We start from the raw sequence: 18,686 nt of genomic DNA, 5'->3' as shown, positions 1-18,686 counted from the left end.
GATTCCTTTTTAAAAATACCGGGACAACATGAGGCTCAGTGTATTCTTTTTATAGGCAAAAGCACTGATTGTTGACTCGTTTTTTATATAATTGTATTTCAAAGAAAGATTATATACTTTGTAAAAACTTCTTGAGACTGTTGTCCCATACGTTTTTCTTCTGTCTTCTCTTTCTCCCAAACTGACATCATGATCGATAAAATGTCTCTTTTCATATTTTGCATCTACAGCAAAAGCATATTTTTTTATAAATGTTCTGCTGTAGCCTGTTTCAAATATATATTCATCTCGACTGATATCTGTTCTGTTTCCGAATTCTTTTCTTATTTTTTGGTATGCCACAGTACATTTTACAGCAGTCTGTGTTGTGAGATTATACATTGCAAAGAGTTTATACAAAGCTATATTGTCATTTTTTGTTTTATCTTCATCATGAACAAATTTATCTTTTTTAAAGGCAATATCCATTTTCGTCCGCAAACGTTGAAAAAACACTTTTGAAAGTTTCACGCCCAGACCATATGTGTACATATAATGCCGTGCGGCATAATTTAAATCATTTAGAAGTATCTGCGGGCTAAGAGTATATCCATTTTTATGTACAGCAGGTCCACTCGCAAGAGAAGTATACAACATATTTTGATCAGAGTATTTTAAACCATTCCTGTGAAAAAGCAAAACACTGTCTTCCCATGTTGTAAACGGGTAGTCCGGCATTGTATAAGTATGGGAGAAATAAACAAGTTTGTCTATAAAGATATCACTTACAGCATTTGTGTCATTGCTTAAAATAATCGAGTTATAACTTGTAACAGGTTCATAGGTATTGTTTCTGATGTTGCTGTCATATGTTGTCCCTGCAGACAAAAGGACAAAATATTTATGCAGTCGTTTTGTTCGATCGATTTGTTTAAGATAATATTGTGCCTCTTTTTTAAATTCGGCTTTTTTTAAAATCAAAAAAAGTTTTTTGGCGTCTTGAAGTTCTCCCAGATTGTATAAAGATTTTGCCAGATAGAGTATTACTTTTTCATTTTCAGGTTCCTTTACATGTAATATATAAAATTTTTCATATGCCTGCACAAAATTCTCTTCTTTATACAGGGTCACTGCATCTGAAAACACAGAAGCAAAAAGCTGAACAGTTGCAAATAATAAAATATATATAAATCGCATGTTTTAATTCCTTTTTTTAAAGTATAGTATACTTTAAATTGATTTTCCTTAAAATATGTTATCATTCATGTATGAACAAATATAAAAAAATATTGATGCAGCTTTTCATTTTTGTCAATATTACACTTATATCCATGTTTGCCTATTTAAAATACCCTTCCTTCTTTTCGCTGTTTGAAAATAAACTCAATGATGTAATGTTTCTTGCAAGAGGAGACAAAACAGCAGATGATCGTATAGTTATTGTTGATATTGATGAAAAAAGTCTTCAACAACTCGGACAGTGGCCATGGAGCAGAAACAAAATTGCTACGATTTTAGAGCATCTGACACAATACGGTGCAGGTATTATCGGTTTGGATATTGTGTTTGCAGAAAAAGACAACAGTTCTCCAAAACTTGTGCTGCAGAAGCTTGGTTTGAAAAACATAGCAGCAGAAGATTATGATAAAATTTTGGCAGAAACAATTGCTGCATCACCTACTGTTACGGGCTATGTTTTTGCACTAAAAAATGATACCCTGGAAAAAAGAGAAACCCTTCCAAAAACAACTGCAATTATTATAGAAAAAAACAAACCGGAAAAATCTTCTCTGATTAAACCTTACAGGGCCATTGTAAATATCCCTGTCATTAAAAATGCCGCTTATTCCAGTGGATATTTTAATACCATACCGGATGAAGACGGTGTGGTGAGAAGTATTCCTATGATTATGGAGTATCGTGGTCTGCTCTACCCCTCTTTAAGCCTGGAGCTTACAAGATTGGCACTTGGGGAGAGAAAAGTTGTTATCAATTATTATAAAAAAGGAGTAGAATCCATTCGTATAGGTAAAATCACTATTCCTACCGACAGATTTGGAAGAATGATAATCAATTACAGAGGAAGACAGCACAAATACAAATATATCTCTGCCTGTGATATTTATGCAAATAAAATTGATCCAAAAGAGATAGCCGGAAAAATTGTACTTGTCGGAACAACAGCAGCCGGACTGCTTGACCTCAGAAGCACGCCTTTTGACAGTGTTTACCCTGGTGTTGAAGTCCATGCAACAGCAATTGACAACATACTCAACCAGGAATTTCTTGCCCGTCCCTCATGGATTATCGGTTTTGACATAGTTGATATATTTCTCTCTTTGAGCATAGCATTCGGGCTGCTGCTTATCCCGAATGCTATGCTCAGTTTTACATTTTTAACTCTTTTCATCACAGGACTGCTCTTTATGCACTACTATACCATGACTGAAAAGGGACTGCTTATCAATACTCTGTTTCCTTTGGTAGGCATCAGTTTTTTGTTTGTTATTGGAGAAGCTGTCAACTACTTCCTTGAATCCAGACAGAAAGAGAGAATCAAACAAAAATTCGCCACAAAAGTTTCTCCAGCCGTTGTTGAAGAACTCATTGCAAATGCAGACTCGGATACTTTTGATGTCAAAGAAAAAGAGATAACCATACTTTTCAGTGATATAAGAGACTTTACCTCTATATCTGAAAAAATGGATTCTGCAAAAAGTCTTATAAACCTCCTAAACGAATATATGACCCCTATGGTGGATATTATCACAAAATATAAAGGTACTGTCGACAAATTTATAGGTGATGCCATCATGGCATACTGGAATGCACCCACAGATGTGCAAGATCATCCGGATAAAGCCCTGCAGTCTGCAATAGAACAGATTCTACGGCTTGAGACATTAAATATAAAACTCAGCAAAGAAAAAAAACCAAATATAAATATAGGTATAGGCATCAATACAGGTGTCAGTGTTGTCGGAGAAATGGGTTCCATAGGAAGAAGTGATTACACCTGTATAGGAGATTCTGTCAACCTGGCATCGCGGGCAGAGGGATTGTGCAAAGTCTATGCAAGTAAAATCATACTGAGTGAATATACAAAAAAAATGCTCAAGAAAGACAACTACTTCTTGAGAGAACTTGATACCGTTCGGGTAAAAGGCAAAAACAAACCGGTTACAATCTATGAATGTATGGGATACAAAGAAAAACACTGGGTGAATTTTAATGAAAATGATACTAGAATCTATACAGAAGCTTTAAAATTGTACAAAAACAGTCATTTTAAAGAGGCAAAAAAGTTGTTTACCCGGCTTAACAATGCAAACGTCCAAAAACTTTATACCATATATATAGAAAGGTGTGAATATTATATACACAACAGACCAAAAGATTTTGACGGTGTTTTTACATTTACAAACAAATAAAAAGGAGCTTTTGCAATGCAAGGCATAAAATTTTTAGGTGCTGGCGGCAGTGTCAGTAATGATTCTTATACTACCTGTATACAGTTGGGCAATCACACACTCATAGATGCCGGAAATATCATGCACTCTTTAAATGAAAAAGCCAAAGAGATTCATACTGTATTTCTTTCACATTCCCATTTGGATCATATAGTGGACATTGCCTTTTTACTTGACAGTTTTTTTGAAACCCGCAAAGAAACATTAACACTCTACGGACATCCGACAAGCCTGCAGATAGTGCATAAAAATATTTTCAACAATGACATCTGGCCTGATTTTACAAAAATCAATATCCCCGGGACAAACAAACCTTCCCTTGCCTTTGTAGCCATCGAAGAAAATAAAAAATATACAATTGAGAACAATATCAGCCTCACTCCTTTTGCTTCTGTACACTCGATTCCCTGTTATGGTTATATCATCGAACAGGGAGAAGATGCACTTTTTTACTCTGCAGATACATTTAAAAATGAAAAACTTTGGAAATACATTAATAAGCATCCCAACATACACGCGCTTATCATTGATGTCTCTTTTCCAAATGCACTTTCAAAGGTTGCACAGGAGAGTAAACATCTTACAAGTCAGTTTTTGCATGATGATATGCAGTATTTGCAGCGCAAGGACATCAAAATATATATTAACCACATAAAACCGATGTATAAAGATCTCATAGAAAAAGAACTCCATGCTATAGGCATAGGGAAAAAAGATATCATTCATGACGGAGATATCATTACTTACAAAAAAGGCATAAAACGAAGATCTCTTGATTCTGCGGAACATAAAATAGAAAAACTGAATAAAATAGGCATAGCACTCTCTTATGAACAAAACATTAACAAACTTTTAGAGAATATTGTCAAATATACCAGAGAGATAACAGAGGCCGACGGAGGAACGCTTTATCTGCTAAAAAATGACAAACTCCATTTTACTGTAGCACAGACAGACTCTCTCGGCATAAAAATGGGAGGGGAGAGTGCTGCCATCACATGGCCCCCTCTGCCTATGCATCTTGAAGACGGCAGTCCAAATAAAAAAATGGTTGCGGTTATGTGTGCACTTGAGGGCAAAGTCATCAACATCCAAGATGTCTACGAAGCGGAAGGTTTTTCTTTTGAGGGAACAAAAGCCTTTGACAAATCAACCGGTTACCGTTCCAAATCTATGCTTGTTATTCCTTTGCGTGACCATGAAAACAAAATAATCGGAGTCTTACAGCTTATCAACAAACTCGATTTGTTCAATGACACAGTTGTTTCTTTTAACAAACATGATGAACAGATTACACTCTCACTCGCATCACAGGCTGCCGTTGCCATCACAAAAGTAAAACTCATAGCAGGGCTTGAAAATCTGCTTGAAGCTTTTTTAAAGAGCATTATTTATGCTGTAGGAAAAAAATCCCCCTACACTGCCGGACATATAAAACGGATGGTACAGCTTTCCTTAATGCTTGCAAATGCCGTAAACAAAGAGAATCAAATCTTTCAAAACAAAACCTACACAAAAGAACAGCTACAAGAGATAAATTTTGCAGCACTGATGCATGACATAGGCAAACTTGCCACACCTGAACAGATTGTGGACAAAGCCACAAAACTTGAAACAATTTATGACAGAGTTTATATGATAGAAGCACGTATAGCCTTGATAAAAAAAGAGTATGAAATTGCCTGTCTTAAAAAAGAAATAGATAAAAAAACCTTTGAAGACACTGTAAAAGAGCTAGAAAACTATTTTGATAAAATACAAGAGAGTAACAAGGCTGCCGGATTTACCTCAGATGAGGATGTGGCACTTTTCACAATGTTGGCGGACAAAGTGTATCAGATTAACAATAAAGCATACAAGGTGCTGACAAAAGATGAAGCCTATAACCTGAGTATACGCAAAGGAACATTGACAAAAGAAGAAAGACAGATTATAAATGACCATGCAAAAATCAGCCTTGAAATCTTAAAAAAACTGCCTTTTCCTCAAAAATATAAAAACATACCCGAAATTGCCGGCAGTCATCATGAAAAACTTAATGGTAAAGGCTACCCCAGAGGGCTCAAAGGAGATGAAATATCTTTTGAAGCCCGCATCCTTGCCATTGCCGATATTTTTGAAGCACTTACAGCAAGTGACCGGCCATACAAAAAAGCCAATCCTCTCTCCCTTGCGATGAAAATTTTATACTTTATGGCAAAAGAGAATGAACTCGACAAAAATCTTGTCAAATACTTTTACACCTCGGGACTTTACAAAGAATATGCCAAAAAATTTTTACCAAAAAGCAGTATAGATGAAGTAGAACTGGATTTTAGTGATTTATAATGTAGCTGTGGCATCTATCTCCTGTGTATCAGAAACAACACCATTTAATTCTGCCTCTGCAACTGCTGCGGTTGCTTCTTCCAAAGCAGAATACGCCATACCGGCATATTCCTCTACATTTGCCTGATCAAGAACAAAGTAAGAGTAGTCATGCCAGCCAGTTGCTTCATAACTTTGTGACAGAGTTCGCTCAAGTGTATCATTCCATGCCAGAGCCAATGCTTCCATATTTCCGTTTGCATCTGTAAAGACATGAGTCGCTTTGACATAGTTTGTCATATTCTCATTTGCATCATAAAATTCAATTATACCCCCATCATCAATAGTATAATCCGCCTGAAAGGAACCATCAGTCAAAGAAAGAGAACTGTCTGTAAATGCCAAGATATATTCTTCTGCTATTATATTGAAACTTCCAGGTGAACCATCTGCATATGCATCTTCATTATAAAGAGTTTTCCCGTTAAGCCAGTCTGTGGTAAATTCAAAAGCTGCTGCGACAGGCTCTCCTGGTAGCACTTCATCTGTTATAGTTGTCACTTCTTCTATATCTTCTACTGTCTCTGGAGTGTCGTATTCGGCATACATTATTTGTGTTGCTGCAATAACATCTGCATCCTGGTGTAAAAAATTCAAATCAATCACATCTGGTCCAATTTCTGCATAATGATTTTCAAACGTGCTAAAAGCAGCATCATCTTTCCACTGCGCAATACTATCCGCATCTGTAGTTGCAATACTGTCTTTGTTTGCATTATAATAATCAATCAGTGCCAAAGCTTCTGCTTTACTTTGAGGATCAGCGCTTATACCATCAAGAACACTTGAAGCCAGATCAATATCGTCACCTACCTTTTTCATATAATCATACCCAACGATTTTCATGTTTTCAAGTCTCAGAGCATCATCCCCTGTTGCACCGTTATTGACAGCTTCGATAAAACGGTCTTGCGAGAATGCCCCACCATCAAGCTGTTCTACCCAGTAGTCTAATCCCGCTGTATCAGCAGGACGACCCAGAACATTTTCATACACAGCAGAAACAAATGCTGTTGTATCCAAACCGTCATATTTGGCTTGTACTTCAGGTTGATCAAAAAAGCTTTGTCCAACTTCTGCAACACTCATATTTCCATTCATTACCTGATCCGTCCAGTATGCAACACCCGCACTGTCTGCCGCTCTGCCTATTGTCGTCAAGTACAATCCGCTTATTTCATCTTCAACCTGAGTTCTGTTTAACATTTGTTTTCCTTTGTTTTTTTTAATTATCAATTATAATTCTAACATACTTTTATGCAACTATTCCTTAAACATCACAAAAACAGAACCTGGCATGCCGGCAAATTCTGTTTTTGTCAATGATATTATAATAAAAAAGTGTTAGCAAATTGTTAGCAGTTCGTTTGACAGTTGCACAATAGTGCCTGGCACCTTTTTTTCATTTAAATATCATTTTATGCTATAATAAAGCCAAAAAAAGGAATATAAAGTTGGATATATTGGACGAGGTGACAGAAGAGTTGGCTTCAATGGATAGTGTCGTTTTTGCTTATTTGTTTGGTTCTTATAGTACAGATGAACAAACAGATGAGAGTGATGTTGATATAGCACTTTATTTGCAAGATACTTCGTTTGACACACAGCTTGATATTACTTATAAACTCTCCAAACGCCTCAATAAAAATGTAGATATAGTTATTTTAAACAGGGTGAAAAATATTTTTTTATTGGAAAATATACTCAAAGACGGCATTATTCTCAAAGACTCCCAACAAAGATTTGATTTTGAACTCAAAAAACAACATCAAATATTGGATTTTAAAGCTTTTAAAAGGTACATAAATGCAGCATAAAATTGATGCAAAGATTGCAAAGCTTAAGTACTATATAGGACTTTTACAAAGTTATAAAACAGATTGCAAAGAGAGATTTTTAAAAGATGCTATGTTTGAGGGTGCTGTTTTGCATTATTTGTATTTAGTGAGTGACGGTTCTATCTCACTTGCAGAAATGGTTATAAAAAGTAAATCTTTACCTAATCCTCAAAGCTATTACCAAGCTATAGATATACTTGGAGAACATGGAATTATCCCGAGAGAATTTGCATACAATTTTGCAAAAATCGCTTCTTTTAGAAATTTTTTAGCACATGATTATGAAAAGATAGACTATGCTTTTATATGCGATGAAATATTAAATAAATTAGATGATATTGAACAATATATTTCTTATATTGAAAATATTTGATGCACACAATGGTGCCTGGCACCTTTTTTAAGCACCTTTTTTATGGCATCTTTTCTTTTTAGTAGTGATACCTACACTGTGCTATTACAATAAGTCCATTGATGATTTTATAAACCAGTCTATGTTCAGATGTGATTCTTCTTGAAAAATAGCCTTGATAATTTTCCTTCAGTCTCTCGGGTTTTCCAAGCCCGTTTGAATCATCAGGATTTCTTTTGATATCTTCAAGGAGTGTATTGATTCTTTTTAATACTTTTTTATCATTTTGTACCCAGTACTGATAATCTTCCCAGCCTTTATCAGCAAACCCTATAAGCATATTTAAATCTCTTTTGTAATGAATTTACTGCTTTCAATCTGCTCAATAGCATCGTTTAGTCTATCTCTATTGTTTTTTGAACCCAATAGATACAGAGTTTCTTTCAGGGAACTATATTCATCATAAGACATGATGACAGCAGACTTGTTGTTTTTTGTAGTAATTATGTACTCATCAAAGTCATCACAGACCTTATCTATAATACTTCTGAGATTATTTCTTGCTTGTGAATAAAATACAGCTTGCATGAAAAACTCCTTTTGTCAATATGTTGTCATTATAGCTAAAGGATATATGATATGTCAATGTTTCTCATGCACAAAATGGTGCCTGGCACCTTAAATCGGTTTGACACACAGCTTGATATTACTTATAAACTCTCCAAACGCCTCAATAAAAATGTAGATATAGTTATTTTAAACAGGGTGAAAAATATTTTTTTATTGGAAAATATACTCAAAGACGGCATTATTCTCAAAGACTCCCAACAAAGATTTGATTTTGAACTCAAAAAACAACATCAAATATTGGATTTTAAAGCTTTTAAAAGGTACATAAATGCAGCATAAAATTGATGCAAAGATTGCAAAGCTTAAGTACTATATAGGACTTTTACAAAGTTATAAAACAGATTGCAAAGAGAGATTTTTAAAAGATGCTATGTTTGAAGGTGCTGTTTTGCATTATTTGTATTTAGTGAGTGACGGTTCTATCTCACTTGCAGAAATGGTTATAAAAAGTAAATCTTTACCTAATCCTCAAAGCTATTACCAAGCTATAGATATACTTGGAGAACATGGAATTATCCCGAGAGAATTTGCATACAATTTTGCAAAAATCGCTTCTTTTAGAAATTTTTTAGCACATGATTATGAAAAGATAGACTATGCTTTTATATGCGATGAAATATTAAATAAATTAGATGATATTGAACAATATATTTCTTATATTGAAAATATTTGATGCACACAATGGTGCCTGGCACCTTTTTTATGGCATCTTTTCTTTTTAGTAGTGATACCTGCACTGTGCTATTACAATAAGTCCATTGATGATTTTATAAACCAGTCTATGTTCAGATGTGATTCTTCTTGAAAAATAGCCTTGATAATTTTCCTTCAGTCTCTCGGGTTTTCCAAGCCCGTTTGAATCATCAGGATTTCTCTTGATATCTTCAAGAAGTGTATTGATTCTTTTTAATACTTTTTTATCATTTTGTACCCAGTACTGATAATCTTCCCAGCCTTTATCAGCAAACCCTATAAGCATATTTAAATTTCTTTTGTAATGAATTTACTGCTTTCAATCTGCTCAACAGCATCGTTTAGTCTATCTCTATTGTTTTTTGAACCCAATAGATACAGAGTTTCTTTCAGGGAACTATATTCATCATATGACATGATGACAGCAGACTTGTTATTTTTTGTAGTAATTATGTACTCATCAAAGTCATCACAGACCTTATCTATAATACTTCTGAGATTATTTCTTGCTTGTGAATAAAATACAGCTTGCATGAAAAACTCCTTTTGTCAATATGTTGTCATTATAGCTAAAGGATATATGATATGTCAATGTTTCTCATGCACAAAATGGTGCCTGGCACCTTAAATCGGTTTGACACACAGCTTGATATTACTTATAAACTCTCCAAACGCCTCAATAAAAATGTAGATATAGTTATTTTAACAGGGTGAAAAATTTTTTTTATTGGAAAATATACTCAAAGACGGCATTATTCTCAAGACTCCCAACAAAGATTTGATTTTGAACTCAAAAAACAACATCAAATATTGGATTTTAAAGCTTTAAAAGGTACATAAATGCAGCATAAAATTGATGCAAAGATTGCAAAGCTTAAGTACTATATAGGACTTTTACAAAGTTATAAAACAGATTGCAAAGAGAGATTTTTAAAAGATGCTATGTTTGAAGGTGCTGTTTTGCATTATTTGTATTTAGTGAGTGACGGTTCTATCTCACTTGCAGAAATGGTTATAAAAAGTAAATCTTTACCTAATCCTCAAAGCTATTACCAAGCTATAGATATACTTGGAGAACATGGAATTATCCCGAGAGAATTTGCATACAATTTTGCAAAAATCGCTTCTTTTAGAAATTTTTTAGCACATGATTATGAAAAGATAGACTATGCTTTTATATGCGATGAAATATTAAATAAATTAGATGATATTGAACAATATATTTCTTATATTGAAAATATTTGATGCACACAATGGTGCCACAAAATGGTGCCAGGCACCATTTTAGAGGGATTAATCACCCCTCTGGCTACTATGCCTTCTTATCGTACAATATCCAACACCTTTTTAAACTGACCCACCATTTACCCACTCTTTAAGCTAAATATAACCAAACTTTAAGAATAAAGAAATTTAGAAAATGTGTAGATAAGTTACATGTAGAGGAAGGGCGAGAACCCTTAGGGGTTCTCGTTAGGTTGTTAAATAGCTAAATCTCCAGCAACAGTAGTAGAATCAATTGTGCCTACCAAAGTCAATGTATCATTAGCAGCTCCATCACTACCAGCATCACCAGTCCACTCATAGATAGCTGAAGAATTATCATCAGATATTAAAATCCAAGCAGTATTTGCTGTATCAGTGATTGTAGCAGCAGCATCCATTGCTGTGATTGCAGCAGCAGCACTATCTGCTGCACCAGCAGCTTGTCCAACCAATGTATAAACAACACCATTTGTGATTGTAATATTACCAGTTAAAGCAACAGTTGCACCTGCAGTTTCAAATGCAGCAACATTTAATTTATCAGTACCAGATGTAAACGAACTAATAGTATCAGAACCATTAGCAGTTGCAGTAGCACCAAACACTACAGTATCCGCACCAGCCCCAAGCGTAATAGTATCATCACCTGCACCACCTGTGATAGTGTCGCCATTTGCACCAGCAGTAATTTGTTCAACACCTACACCACCTTTGATTGTTGCAGATGCTCCACCTGTATTGTTTAATACTACAGTACCGTTGTTAGTATATCCTGCTAATCCTGTCATATCTAATGTATTACCATTCGCTGATGTAAGATTTGCAATAGCACTTGCATCTACTGTTAAAGTATCTGCTGCAGCAAGATTTATTAATGTATCTGTTCCAGCATCCACAGTTACATTATCCGCACCAGCCCCAAGCGTAATAGTATCATCACCTGCACCACCTGTGATAGTGTCGCCATTTGCACCAGCAGTAATTTGTTCAACACCTACACCACCTTTGATTGTTGCAGATGCTCCACCTGTATTGTTTAATACTACAGTACCGTTGTTAGTATATCCTGCTAATCCTGTCATATCTAATGTATTACCATTCGCTGATGTAAGATTTGCAATAGCACTTGCATCTACTGTTAAAGTATCTGCTGCAGCAAGATTTATTAATGTATCTGTTCCAGCATCCACAGTTACATTATCTGCACCAGTACCAAGTGTGATTACATCATCACCTGCACCACCTGTGATAGTGTCGCCATTTGCACCAGCAGTAATTTGTTCAACACCTACACCACCTTTGATTGTTGCAGATGCTCCACCTGTATTGTTTAATACTACAGTACCGTTGTTAGTATATCCTGCTAATCCTGTCATATCTAATGTATTACCATTCGCTGATGTAAGATTTGCAATAGCACTTGCATCTACTGTTAAAGTATCTGCTGCAGCAAGATTTATTAATGTATCTGTTCCAGCATCCACAGTTACATTATCTGCACCAGTACCAAGTGTGATTACATCATCACCTGCACCACCTGTGATAGTGTCGCCACCAGTACCACCTGTAAATATGTCATTACCAGCACCAAGATTAACAGTATTTACACCATTTCTTGTAGCAGCTGTAATATTGTCATTTAAACTACCAGCAACAACAGTTGAGCCTGCAGCTAAATCATATGCAACAGTTGAAGATCCAAGTTGAACACTTGTTGTCATATCAGTAGCAGTGTTTCCAGTTAATGTAGTTTTGAAGTTTGCATCAAAACTATAAACATCAGAAGCCACACTTACACTAGAAAGATCTAATGATGTACCAGCTGCAGCACCTGTAAGAACTAATTTGTCTGTACCAACAACAAAATCAGAAATATTAACTTCATCAGTTCCATCATCTTTTGCAGCAGCACTACCAAGTATAACAGTATCTGCACCAGTTCCAAGAGTTACTGTATTAACATTTTGATTTGCAGAAAATATAAGTGTATCATCACCACCTTCACCTGAAATAGTATCTGCACCAGCACCTGCAACGATGTAGTCTGTACCTTGACTACCTTTAATAGTTACACCACTTGTTATAGAGTTTCCTGTAGTTGCATCAACACCAGCTAAGACATGAATGCTAAATCCTGCAACTTCACTTTGTACAGAAAAGTCATAAGTATCTGTAGCATCTGCACCTATATCTGTTACATTGATAACTTCAATATTTTGTAAATCAGCATCTGTTAATTCTGTACTAATTGCATTTACTGGTACCTCAAAAACAACGATATCGCCAAAATCTTGATCATACGGACTAATTGCACCCGTATCAGCACCACCATCTATAACATCATTTTCATCTGCATAAATTCTATCAGTTTGTGCACCACCTTTAATATTATCTGCATATTGACTACCAATGATTAAAAATGAACCATCAGTCTCTGCACTACCATCCCATGTAAGACCAGTTGCAGTGGTGTTATCTATTAAGACTGCATTTACAGTAAGCATCGCTCCAGCTGCAACTAAGTTGTCTGTTGCTACAACAGATGCACCACTGTCTAAAAATGAGACAATCTCAACATTTGTTACATTGTCTAAATCATCTGTAGCACCATTAGTATCATCATAAACCAATACATCACCTGTTGGAATAGTTGAGCTTGGTGGGATTGTGCTACTGTCAGTTCCGCCATCTATGGTAACACTGCTATCCATATTTTGTACAAATATAATGTCATCACCATCATCACTATTTATAGTTGTAGCTGTTACACCAGCTGCACTTAAATCAGCAGCATATACTACAGAGTTTTCACCTGTAGCATCTGTATATGTTACAGTACCATTTGTTGTATTGACAACAGGAATAACATCACTGGCTTTGATAGTATAGGTTGTGTAAGAGTTCCCTGTTTCAAAAAGATCTAAATTAAAACGAATGGTAGCTCCAAATGTAGGAGCATTTGTTGCATCGGTAGCACTCATAGCAGGTGAGAAGTATGTTAAAAATGCAAGTCCCATCTCTGGATCGATTACATCATAAGGGGTGCCACCTACTGTTACTGTATCACTACCTTCGATCGTAATTACTGAATCGGTATCTAACAAATCAAGTGTTACAGCACCATTAGTTGCTAATGTTTGAAGCTGTGCATCTCTTATAGTAAGTGTTGAGTGCGTGTTAATAGTTTGGATGTTAGAAACAGTTGCTCCTGTAATATCAGCATTTCCCCAAATTTCTATAGTATTTGTTCCCGTTCCACCATCATAAGTCTCACCAGTTCCATCTGTGCCACTATCGCTTGTTGCTACTCCAGCATCTATGACATCAGCCAAGCCTAAAGCTGCTGCACCAGTTCCTGCTGTAACATCAGAAGCTGCATAATCACCTGCACCAATAGCACCAAGAATTACAAATGTATCATCACCTTCACCCCCATTAATAGTATCAACTCCAGCACCGCCACGAATAATGTCATTGCCCGTACCGCCATTGATGGTATCTGCTTCATCACCGCCAATGATTTTATCATCACCATCATTCCCATTAATGGTGACCGCTGAAGATGTAAATATAATTCCACGGACATCTATTGTGTCTGCTGTAGATGTACCATCTGTAGTACCGTTAACAATAACTGCATTTGTAATTGTAACCGTTCCACCTGTAGCTCCTTGGATTGCAGCTAAGTCTGCTGCAGAGATTGGAGTGTTGTTTGCATCAGTTAATGTTATATTTTCATTACCGTTTAATGTGATTTGACCATTTCCGGCAGCAGTTAAAACTGTACCTATATCCGCTGCTGTTCCTGTTAAAGTTGTAATTGCACTCGCATCAACTGTACCTGTTGTGGCAGCATCTATTGTATTTAAATCTGCTGCTGCTACTGAACCTGCATCAGTAACAGTAGCATTAACAGCACCTGTCAAGTATCCACCTGTATTTGTAGCAAGATTTGCCGCAGTATCGGTAATGGCTGTATATGTCAGTGTACCACTTGTAGCAGCATCAATAGTTGTAAGCTGTGCGATTGTTGCTGCATCGGTAAGAGTAACATTAATATTTCCTGTAATATAAGTACCAGTTGACGCATCAGCAGCAGCATTTGCTGCAGTATCTAAAACAGCATATGTTGTTGGAGTTGGAGTTGCAGCAGTTAACTCAGCTATAGTATACCATATTGAATTATTTGTAACAGTTGCGAGTGTTTGGTCTATAGCTGCATTGCCTGAAGCATCCTTAATGGAGTTTGCTGTACCGTTTGCAGCAGTGTAAACCACATTAGTAACTGTTGAAGAGGCTAGAATTTTTGTCGGCATCGTCAATGTTACCGTGTTTGCACTTACTGTTGCTGCAGTAGGTGTTGTTGGGGTGCCATCTATGCTTACCGCATAATCCCCCGCTTCCACAGTCGAACTTGCCACACTTTCACTGTAGGTTATCACTACATCTCCATCACTGTTTACAACGGCAGAGAGCATAGTCGGCGGCGTTGTATCTGCCGGCGGTGGTGGCGGTGGAGTTGGTGTCGGTGTCGGATTGTTGGCATCTTCTATAGTGGTTGTTGCCTCGGTTACCACACTGTCCGGATTTTCTACCAGACTTGTTGCCAAAGTGTCCGGATTTTCAACAAATGTAGGGTCAACTGATGCGGCTTCTACCGTTGTTGCCGTTGCTGCCAAAACAGATGCCACATCTGTAACTGTTCCTGCAACTACTGCTTCTTCTGTTTTTTGCAACAAAGTCTCTAAATTTGCCAATGTATTGTCAAGTGTAGTTGCCTGCGTTGTGTCAGTCAGCATTGTATGCACCGTGTCGAGCGTTGTAATAGCACCGCTTAAGTCCGCAGCATCCTCTCCTCCTGCCTGTTCCACTTCTTTTGCAGCAATACTGATAACACTTTTTGCTATAGAAACTGTTTCTGGTTTATGATTCACCGCGAGAACCACTTTTTTAGCCAGATCAATGTTGTTAATGCCGGCATTTGCCAAGGTTAAACCGGCATCCGTTCTGTTTGTCAATGTTAAAGCATCTGTCAGACTCCCCGTCGGTGCACTCGCACCCGCTACAACTGCCTGTACCAAATTTCCGGTATTTAATGTACCGCTTGAAAGTTCTGAAGACCAGTATGCCAAGCCATCAGCATCAGGTGCACGCCCTAAAACATGTTCATAGACCTTAGCCACAAACTCATCATTTGTCAGATTGTCACCATATAAATCAGTAAACTCCTGTTGCTCGGTAGACCAGTTCTGTGCAATGGCATCATAATCCATTCCCGTATTTTGCATTTGATCCAACCAATATGTCAGACCGTCCGCATCTGGTGCACGGTTAAAATATGCAATGTATAATTGTGTTAATTGTTCTTTTATAGTTGCCATAATATACTCCTCATTTTTTAAATCTTAAGATAACTTAATACCCACATAAGAAAAGTATACTACTATGAAACTAAATGTTTTATTAAGTTTAGCGTGATATATAAGTTAGATGTAGCAATAAAATATCACTTTACTTGTTTGAGTTTTTGTATTGACATTTTAAAAAAGTCTCAAAATAGTGCCTTTTGCCTTTTCTTAGATTTCTTTTATTGGAATAAATATTGCTTTTATTTTTTAAAATTTTAGAGGGATGACGAGCATGAGTATTAACAACAATCTCCTTGCATCAAGCACGGGTATACAGACAACTTCTACAAAAGCAGATAAACCTCAAAAGAGTGATACAACATTTCAAAAAGCTTTAGAAAATTTTTACGAAATTCATTAACGCTCACAAATAACAGGTGTTTCAACATTTGAGTACAATAATGCATTAAAAGATTTAGGTCTACAAAAGGATGATACTCTAAAAGCAATCCATCTGCTACAAAGTAATGGCTATACCACTGGAGCTCCATCTATAGATGCTATACTCAAATATGGTGACACTGCTCAAACAACAGGCAATCACAGCTATATGAAAATTGCAGAAAATATAGAAAAAAATATAGAAAAACCAGCAAACTACTTCGATGCAGCACAAAAAATATCTGCCATAATTCCACAAGAAGAGACAAAACTAACACTCGGTGAAGTTTTAAAAAAAGAGATGCCAACAGGCAACGAGGAAGAAACCTCTACTTCCGATTTATTAGACTTGACCCAAAGGTTTTTAAATATAAAATACAGCAGTATTGAGAGCAGCCCTCTGTTAACATTGTTGCAGATATAACATTTGGATGTATTCTTGACAGCTTCATCCTTTTTTATACAAGTATTCTGTGAACTGAAGAATGGCTTAGCGACAAAAACTTTGCAATTTCACTTTTAGTGTACCCATAATCAAAAGCTTTTTTTATATTTTCATTTCTGTTTGCATCAGTGTCAAAATTGAAAAAAGTTTCTAACCTTTTAGTTAACATTTTCAGTTTTCCATTGACTGTTGTCAGTTTTGGAGCCTTATATACTATGTCTATAGCATCAATGTCCTGTTCGCTTTGTATATAGTTTTCATATTCACTGAGTGTCATGTCATATATTTTTGAATTTTCCAAAAGAGTTAAATATATATAGTTGTATTTCCATTGAAAAAAAGATTGAAATTTATAGTTTTTTAGCTCTGCAATCATTTTTGCTTTTATGTGGTTTCTCTCTATATATTTTGCGACGATCCAAAAGTGTGCATCATCAAACAAAGGGTAAGATTTAAATCTTCCTTGCCAGAAATGTCCGACTCTTGTGTACTTTTTGTTATAATATTTTGCATATTTATCATTGATAAACTGCATAACTTTGGACAAATTGTGTTCGTGCGTTTCTAAAAGAAGATGATAATGGTTTGTCATCAGACAAAATGCATGATGTGTAATGGTATAATCTTTTTTTGCTTTTGTTAATAAAAACAAAAAGTAGTCATAATCTTCCGGCTCTAAAAAAATGTCACGTCTTTCTGTTCCACGATTGATTATATGATATATTCCGGGTTCTGCGTATCTTTCTTTTCTTGGCATGAAAGATTATAGCACAAAATGGTGCCTGGCACCTTTTTTTTATAAATCCTTCAGTGATTTAATTTTTACTAGAATAAATCTAAACAATATAAGAATATTTATTGTAATTATACAAATAAGGAATAAAACAACAATGCTTTTCATATTAATTACTGTATGATTAAATAACCATGCAACTAAAGATGAGTCAATAGCAATCAATACTAAAGCAAAATGGTGCCTGGCACCTTTTTTTTTAAACCCAGTCTGCAATTTTCCAATGCTTTTTAACAGCTAAAAAACCTATAATAGCAGCAAATATAAAACCTAGTGGTATTATTAAGATTCCTATTTCATTCATCAGATATCCTTTCAAGTTTTTTAGTTGATAAATTCATTTTTATATAAGTAACAAAAATTGCTATTGATACAAATATAAAAATAACAGCAAATACATATCCAACCATATTTGAATCTGCTATATATTTTAGCGCATATGTACCAAACGCTCCATCAATTGCTAATAATATAATCAATTTTTTATAAAGAGAATCAATTAGTTTAGCAATAATATCAACTTTATCTTTCCGTTCCTGTAATGTCATAAGATTATTATACAATAAAAAAGATAAAGAATGATTGGAGTAACATAATGCTTATTCTTGTAGAAAGGTTAGTTTAAGCACAAAATGGTGCCTGGCACCCTATTGCTGGCACCCTATTGGTATTGGCACCCTTTTTTTGGCACCTTTTTTTTAGTGACTTGGTTTATGCGGCTTATATATAAGTTTTAAACCTACAACCAAAGCTATAGTTCCTATAACTGCTATTGCTATTGCTAGTTCCATAATTCATTCCTCATTAGCTTTTTTGATAAGTATATAACCAATTAAATATAAATTTACTATACCATAAACTGATAATAAAACAACACCGATACTGTAATTATCTTTTTGCATATAAGTATTGAAAAGAAATAATACTAATAATAAGTTGGCAAGTGTCATAAATGTTTCACCAAGCTTTTCTTTTGCTTTATCTATTTTAGCCATAAACAATTATACAATAAAAAAGATAAAAAATGATTGGAGTAACATAATGCTTATTCTTGTAGAAAGGTT

Annotated in this window: 20 protein-coding genes; 10 read left to right on the top strand and 10 right to left on the bottom strand. The window is 35.4% G+C overall.

Annotated elements, in window-relative coordinates:
* Positions 1-9: 9 nt before the first annotated feature.
* Positions 10-1,176, bottom strand: coding sequence for a tetratricopeptide repeat protein (locus MLC44_RS01635; RefSeq protein WP_151901176.1), 1,167 nt, complete (start codon positions 1,174-1,176; stop codon positions 10-12).
* 71 nt (positions 1,177-1,247) lie between these two features.
* On the opposite strand from MLC44_RS01635, the gene MLC44_RS01630 reads away from it, so the two are divergent.
* Together MLC44_RS01630 and MLC44_RS01625 are read left to right on the top strand one after the other, a co-directional pair.
* Positions 1,248-3,410 (top strand): CHASE2 domain-containing protein, encoded by a 2,163-nt coding sequence (locus MLC44_RS01630; protein WP_346389233.1) that lies wholly within the window; start codon positions 1,248-1,250, stop codon positions 3,408-3,410.
* A 15-nt stretch (positions 3,411-3,425) separates the two neighbouring features.
* Positions 3,426-5,777 (top strand): HD domain-containing phosphohydrolase, encoded by a 2,352-nt coding sequence (locus tag MLC44_RS01625; RefSeq protein WP_151901178.1) that lies wholly within the window; start codon positions 3,426-3,428, stop codon positions 5,775-5,777.
* On the opposite strand, the gene MLC44_RS01620 is transcribed toward MLC44_RS01625, so the two are convergent.
* Entirely contained in the window at positions 5,772-7,022 is a 1,251-nt protein-coding gene (locus tag MLC44_RS01620) for a DUF4214 domain-containing protein (protein ID WP_434658181.1), read from the bottom strand. The genes MLC44_RS01625 and MLC44_RS01620 overlap by 6 nt on opposite strands.
* A 248-nt stretch (positions 7,023-7,270) precedes the next feature.
* Between MLC44_RS01620 and mntA the strand changes: the two genes are divergently transcribed.
* The gene (gene mntA / locus MLC44_RS01615) at positions 7,271-7,633 is read left to right on the top strand and encodes a type VII toxin-antitoxin system MntA family adenylyltransferase antitoxin (protein ID WP_346389231.1); all 363 of its coding nucleotides are present in this window, start codon (positions 7,271-7,273) and stop codon (positions 7,631-7,633) included.
* The gene (gene hepT / locus MLC44_RS01610; protein ID WP_151901180.1) at positions 7,623-8,027 is read left to right on the top strand and encodes a type VII toxin-antitoxin system HepT family RNase toxin; all 405 of its coding nucleotides are present in this window, start codon (positions 7,623-7,625) and stop codon (positions 8,025-8,027) included. The genes mntA and hepT (MLC44_RS01610) overlap by 11 nt, the downstream gene beginning before the upstream one ends.
* A 58-nt stretch (positions 8,028-8,085) precedes the next feature.
* Here the strand turns inward: hepT (MLC44_RS01610) and MLC44_RS01605 are convergent, their stop codons facing one another.
* A complete protein-coding gene (locus MLC44_RS01605; protein ID WP_151901181.1) occupies positions 8,086-8,346 on the bottom strand; it encodes a Txe/YoeB family addiction module toxin in 261 nt (86 codons plus the stop codon).
* A 2-nt stretch (positions 8,347-8,348) separates the two neighbouring features.
* A complete protein-coding gene (locus MLC44_RS01600) occupies positions 8,349-8,594 on the bottom strand; it encodes a type II toxin-antitoxin system Phd/YefM family antitoxin (protein ID WP_151901182.1) in 246 nt (81 codons plus the stop codon).
* Positions 8,595-8,645: 51 nt separating this feature from the next.
* Between MLC44_RS01600 and MLC44_RS01595 the strand changes: the two genes are divergently transcribed.
* Positions 8,646-8,915: a hypothetical protein gene (locus tag MLC44_RS01595; RefSeq protein ID WP_434658177.1), complete on the top strand. Its 270-nt coding sequence runs from the start codon at positions 8,646-8,648 to the stop codon at positions 8,913-8,915.
* Positions 8,905-9,309: a type VII toxin-antitoxin system HepT family RNase toxin gene (hepT, locus tag MLC44_RS01590; protein WP_151901180.1), complete on the top strand. Its 405-nt coding sequence runs from the start codon at positions 8,905-8,907 to the stop codon at positions 9,307-9,309. The genes MLC44_RS01595 and hepT (MLC44_RS01590) overlap by 11 nt, the downstream gene beginning before the upstream one ends.
* Before the next feature lie 45 nt (positions 9,310-9,354).
* Here hepT (MLC44_RS01590) and MLC44_RS01585 read toward each other — a convergent pair whose 3' ends face one another.
* Both MLC44_RS01585 and MLC44_RS01580 read right to left on the bottom strand, forming a co-directional pair.
* A complete protein-coding gene (locus tag MLC44_RS01585; RefSeq protein WP_151901181.1) occupies positions 9,355-9,615 on the bottom strand; it encodes a Txe/YoeB family addiction module toxin in 261 nt (86 codons plus the stop codon).
* A gap of 2 nt (positions 9,616-9,617) precedes the next feature.
* Positions 9,618-9,863, bottom strand: a complete 246-nt coding sequence (locus tag MLC44_RS01580) for a type II toxin-antitoxin system Phd/YefM family antitoxin (RefSeq protein WP_434658174.1) — start codon at positions 9,861-9,863, stop codon at positions 9,618-9,620.
* A 51-nt stretch (positions 9,864-9,914) separates the two neighbouring features.
* Between MLC44_RS01580 and MLC44_RS01575 the strand changes: the two genes are divergently transcribed.
* On the top strand, positions 9,915-10,043 hold the full coding sequence (locus MLC44_RS01575; protein WP_434658171.1) for a hypothetical protein: 129 nt from the start codon (positions 9,915-9,917) through the stop codon (positions 10,041-10,043).
* Positions 10,044-10,169: 126 nt separating this feature from the next.
* Complete coding sequence (gene hepT, locus MLC44_RS01570) at positions 10,170-10,574, top strand: type VII toxin-antitoxin system HepT family RNase toxin (protein WP_151901180.1); 405 nt, start codon at positions 10,170-10,172, stop codon at positions 10,572-10,574.
* Between the two features lie 236 nt (positions 10,575-10,810).
* On the opposite strand, the gene MLC44_RS01565 is transcribed toward hepT (MLC44_RS01570), so the two are convergent.
* The gene (locus MLC44_RS01565; protein WP_434658168.1) at positions 10,811-15,976 is read right to left on the bottom strand and encodes a DUF4214 domain-containing protein; all 5,166 of its coding nucleotides are present in this window, start codon (positions 15,974-15,976) and stop codon (positions 10,811-10,813) included.
* A 259-nt stretch (positions 15,977-16,235) separates the two neighbouring features.
* Here MLC44_RS01565 and MLC44_RS01560 point away from each other — a divergent pair, with 259 nt between their 5' ends.
* Both MLC44_RS01560 and MLC44_RS01555 read left to right on the top strand, forming a co-directional pair.
* The gene (locus MLC44_RS01560) at positions 16,236-16,364 is read left to right on the top strand and encodes a hypothetical protein (protein WP_434658167.1); all 129 of its coding nucleotides are present in this window, start codon (positions 16,236-16,238) and stop codon (positions 16,362-16,364) included.
* Between the two features lie 189 nt (positions 16,365-16,553).
* Positions 16,554-16,808: a hypothetical protein gene (locus tag MLC44_RS01555; RefSeq protein WP_434658165.1), complete on the top strand. Its 255-nt coding sequence runs from the start codon at positions 16,554-16,556 to the stop codon at positions 16,806-16,808.
* Between the two features lie 34 nt (positions 16,809-16,842).
* Here MLC44_RS01555 and MLC44_RS01550 read toward each other — a convergent pair whose 3' ends face one another.
* The 3 genes from MLC44_RS01550 to MLC44_RS01540 all read right to left on the bottom strand — a co-directional run bounded on the left by MLC44_RS01550 (position 16,843) and on the right by MLC44_RS01540 (position 18,617).
* Positions 16,843-17,586: a transposase gene (locus tag MLC44_RS01550; RefSeq protein ID WP_434658163.1), complete on the bottom strand. Its 744-nt coding sequence runs from the start codon at positions 17,584-17,586 to the stop codon at positions 16,843-16,845.
* A gap of 332 nt (positions 17,587-17,918) precedes the next feature.
* Positions 17,919-18,170, bottom strand: a complete 252-nt coding sequence (locus MLC44_RS01545) for a hypothetical protein (protein ID WP_151901194.1) — start codon at positions 18,168-18,170, stop codon at positions 17,919-17,921.
* 246 nt (positions 18,171-18,416) lie between these two features.
* Positions 18,417-18,617 carry a hypothetical protein gene (locus tag MLC44_RS01540; protein WP_434658161.1) on the bottom strand — a complete coding sequence of 67 codons (201 nt, stop codon included), beginning with the start codon at positions 18,615-18,617 and terminating at the stop codon, positions 18,417-18,419.
* Between the last annotated feature and the right edge of the window lie 69 nt (positions 18,618-18,686).

Source organism: Sulfurimonas sp. NW9 (genome assembly GCF_051132275.1).
Classification (GTDB): Bacteria; Campylobacterota; Campylobacteria; order Campylobacterales; family Sulfurimonadaceae; genus Sulfurimonas; species Sulfurimonas hydrogeniphila.
Note: the sequence above shows the minus strand (reverse complement) of the source record. Positions and strands in the feature narration are given on the sequence as shown.

Excerpts from the sequence above, each read along its gene's own strand:
- MLC44_RS01595 (WP_434658177.1), top strand. The coding sequence starts at position 8,646 with ATGTCAATGTTTCTCATGCACAAAATGGTGCCTGGCACCTTAAATCGG.
- MLC44_RS01550 (WP_434658163.1), bottom strand. The coding sequence starts at position 17,586 with ATGCCAAGAAAAGAAAGATACGCAGAACCCGGAATATATCATATAATC.
- MLC44_RS01585 (WP_151901181.1), bottom strand. The coding sequence starts at position 9,615 with ATGCTTATAGGGTTTGCTGATAAAGGCTGGGAAGATTATCAGTACTGG.
- MLC44_RS01605 (WP_151901181.1), bottom strand. The coding sequence starts at position 8,346 with ATGCTTATAGGGTTTGCTGATAAAGGCTGGGAAGATTATCAGTACTGG.
- MLC44_RS01565 (WP_434658168.1), bottom strand. The coding sequence starts at position 15,976 with ATGGCAACTATAAAAGAACAATTAACACAATTATACATTGCATATTTT.
- hepT (WP_151901180.1), top strand. The coding sequence starts at position 8,905 with ATGCAGCATAAAATTGATGCAAAGATTGCAAAGCTTAAGTACTATATA.
- MLC44_RS01555 (WP_434658165.1), top strand. The coding sequence starts at position 16,554 with ATGAAAATTGCAGAAAATATAGAAAAAAATATAGAAAAACCAGCAAAC.
- MLC44_RS01580 (WP_434658174.1), bottom strand. The coding sequence starts at position 9,863 with ATGCAAGCTGTATTTTATTCACAAGCAAGAAATAATCTCAGAAGTATT.
- MLC44_RS01575 (WP_434658171.1), top strand. The coding sequence starts at position 9,915 with ATGTCAATGTTTCTCATGCACAAAATGGTGCCTGGCACCTTAAATCGG.
- MLC44_RS01560 (WP_434658167.1), top strand. The coding sequence starts at position 16,236 with ATGAGTATTAACAACAATCTCCTTGCATCAAGCACGGGTATACAGACA.
- MLC44_RS01625 (WP_151901178.1), top strand. The coding sequence starts at position 3,426 with ATGCAAGGCATAAAATTTTTAGGTGCTGGCGGCAGTGTCAGTAATGAT.
- hepT (WP_151901180.1), top strand. The coding sequence starts at position 7,623 with ATGCAGCATAAAATTGATGCAAAGATTGCAAAGCTTAAGTACTATATA.
- MLC44_RS01620 (WP_434658181.1), bottom strand. The coding sequence starts at position 7,022 with ATGTTAAACAGAACTCAGGTTGAAGATGAAATAAGCGGATTGTACTTG.
- MLC44_RS01545 (WP_151901194.1), bottom strand. The coding sequence starts at position 18,170 with ATGACATTACAGGAACGGAAAGATAAAGTTGATATTATTGCTAAACTA.
- hepT (WP_151901180.1), top strand. The coding sequence starts at position 10,170 with ATGCAGCATAAAATTGATGCAAAGATTGCAAAGCTTAAGTACTATATA.
- MLC44_RS01630 (WP_346389233.1), top strand. The coding sequence starts at position 1,248 with ATGAACAAATATAAAAAAATATTGATGCAGCTTTTCATTTTTGTCAAT.
- MLC44_RS01635 (WP_151901176.1), bottom strand. The coding sequence starts at position 1,176 with ATGCGATTTATATATATTTTATTATTTGCAACTGTTCAGCTTTTTGCT.
- MLC44_RS01540 (WP_434658161.1), bottom strand. The coding sequence starts at position 18,617 with ATGGCTAAAATAGATAAAGCAAAAGAAAAGCTTGGTGAAACATTTATG.
- MLC44_RS01600 (WP_151901182.1), bottom strand. The coding sequence starts at position 8,594 with ATGCAAGCTGTATTTTATTCACAAGCAAGAAATAATCTCAGAAGTATT.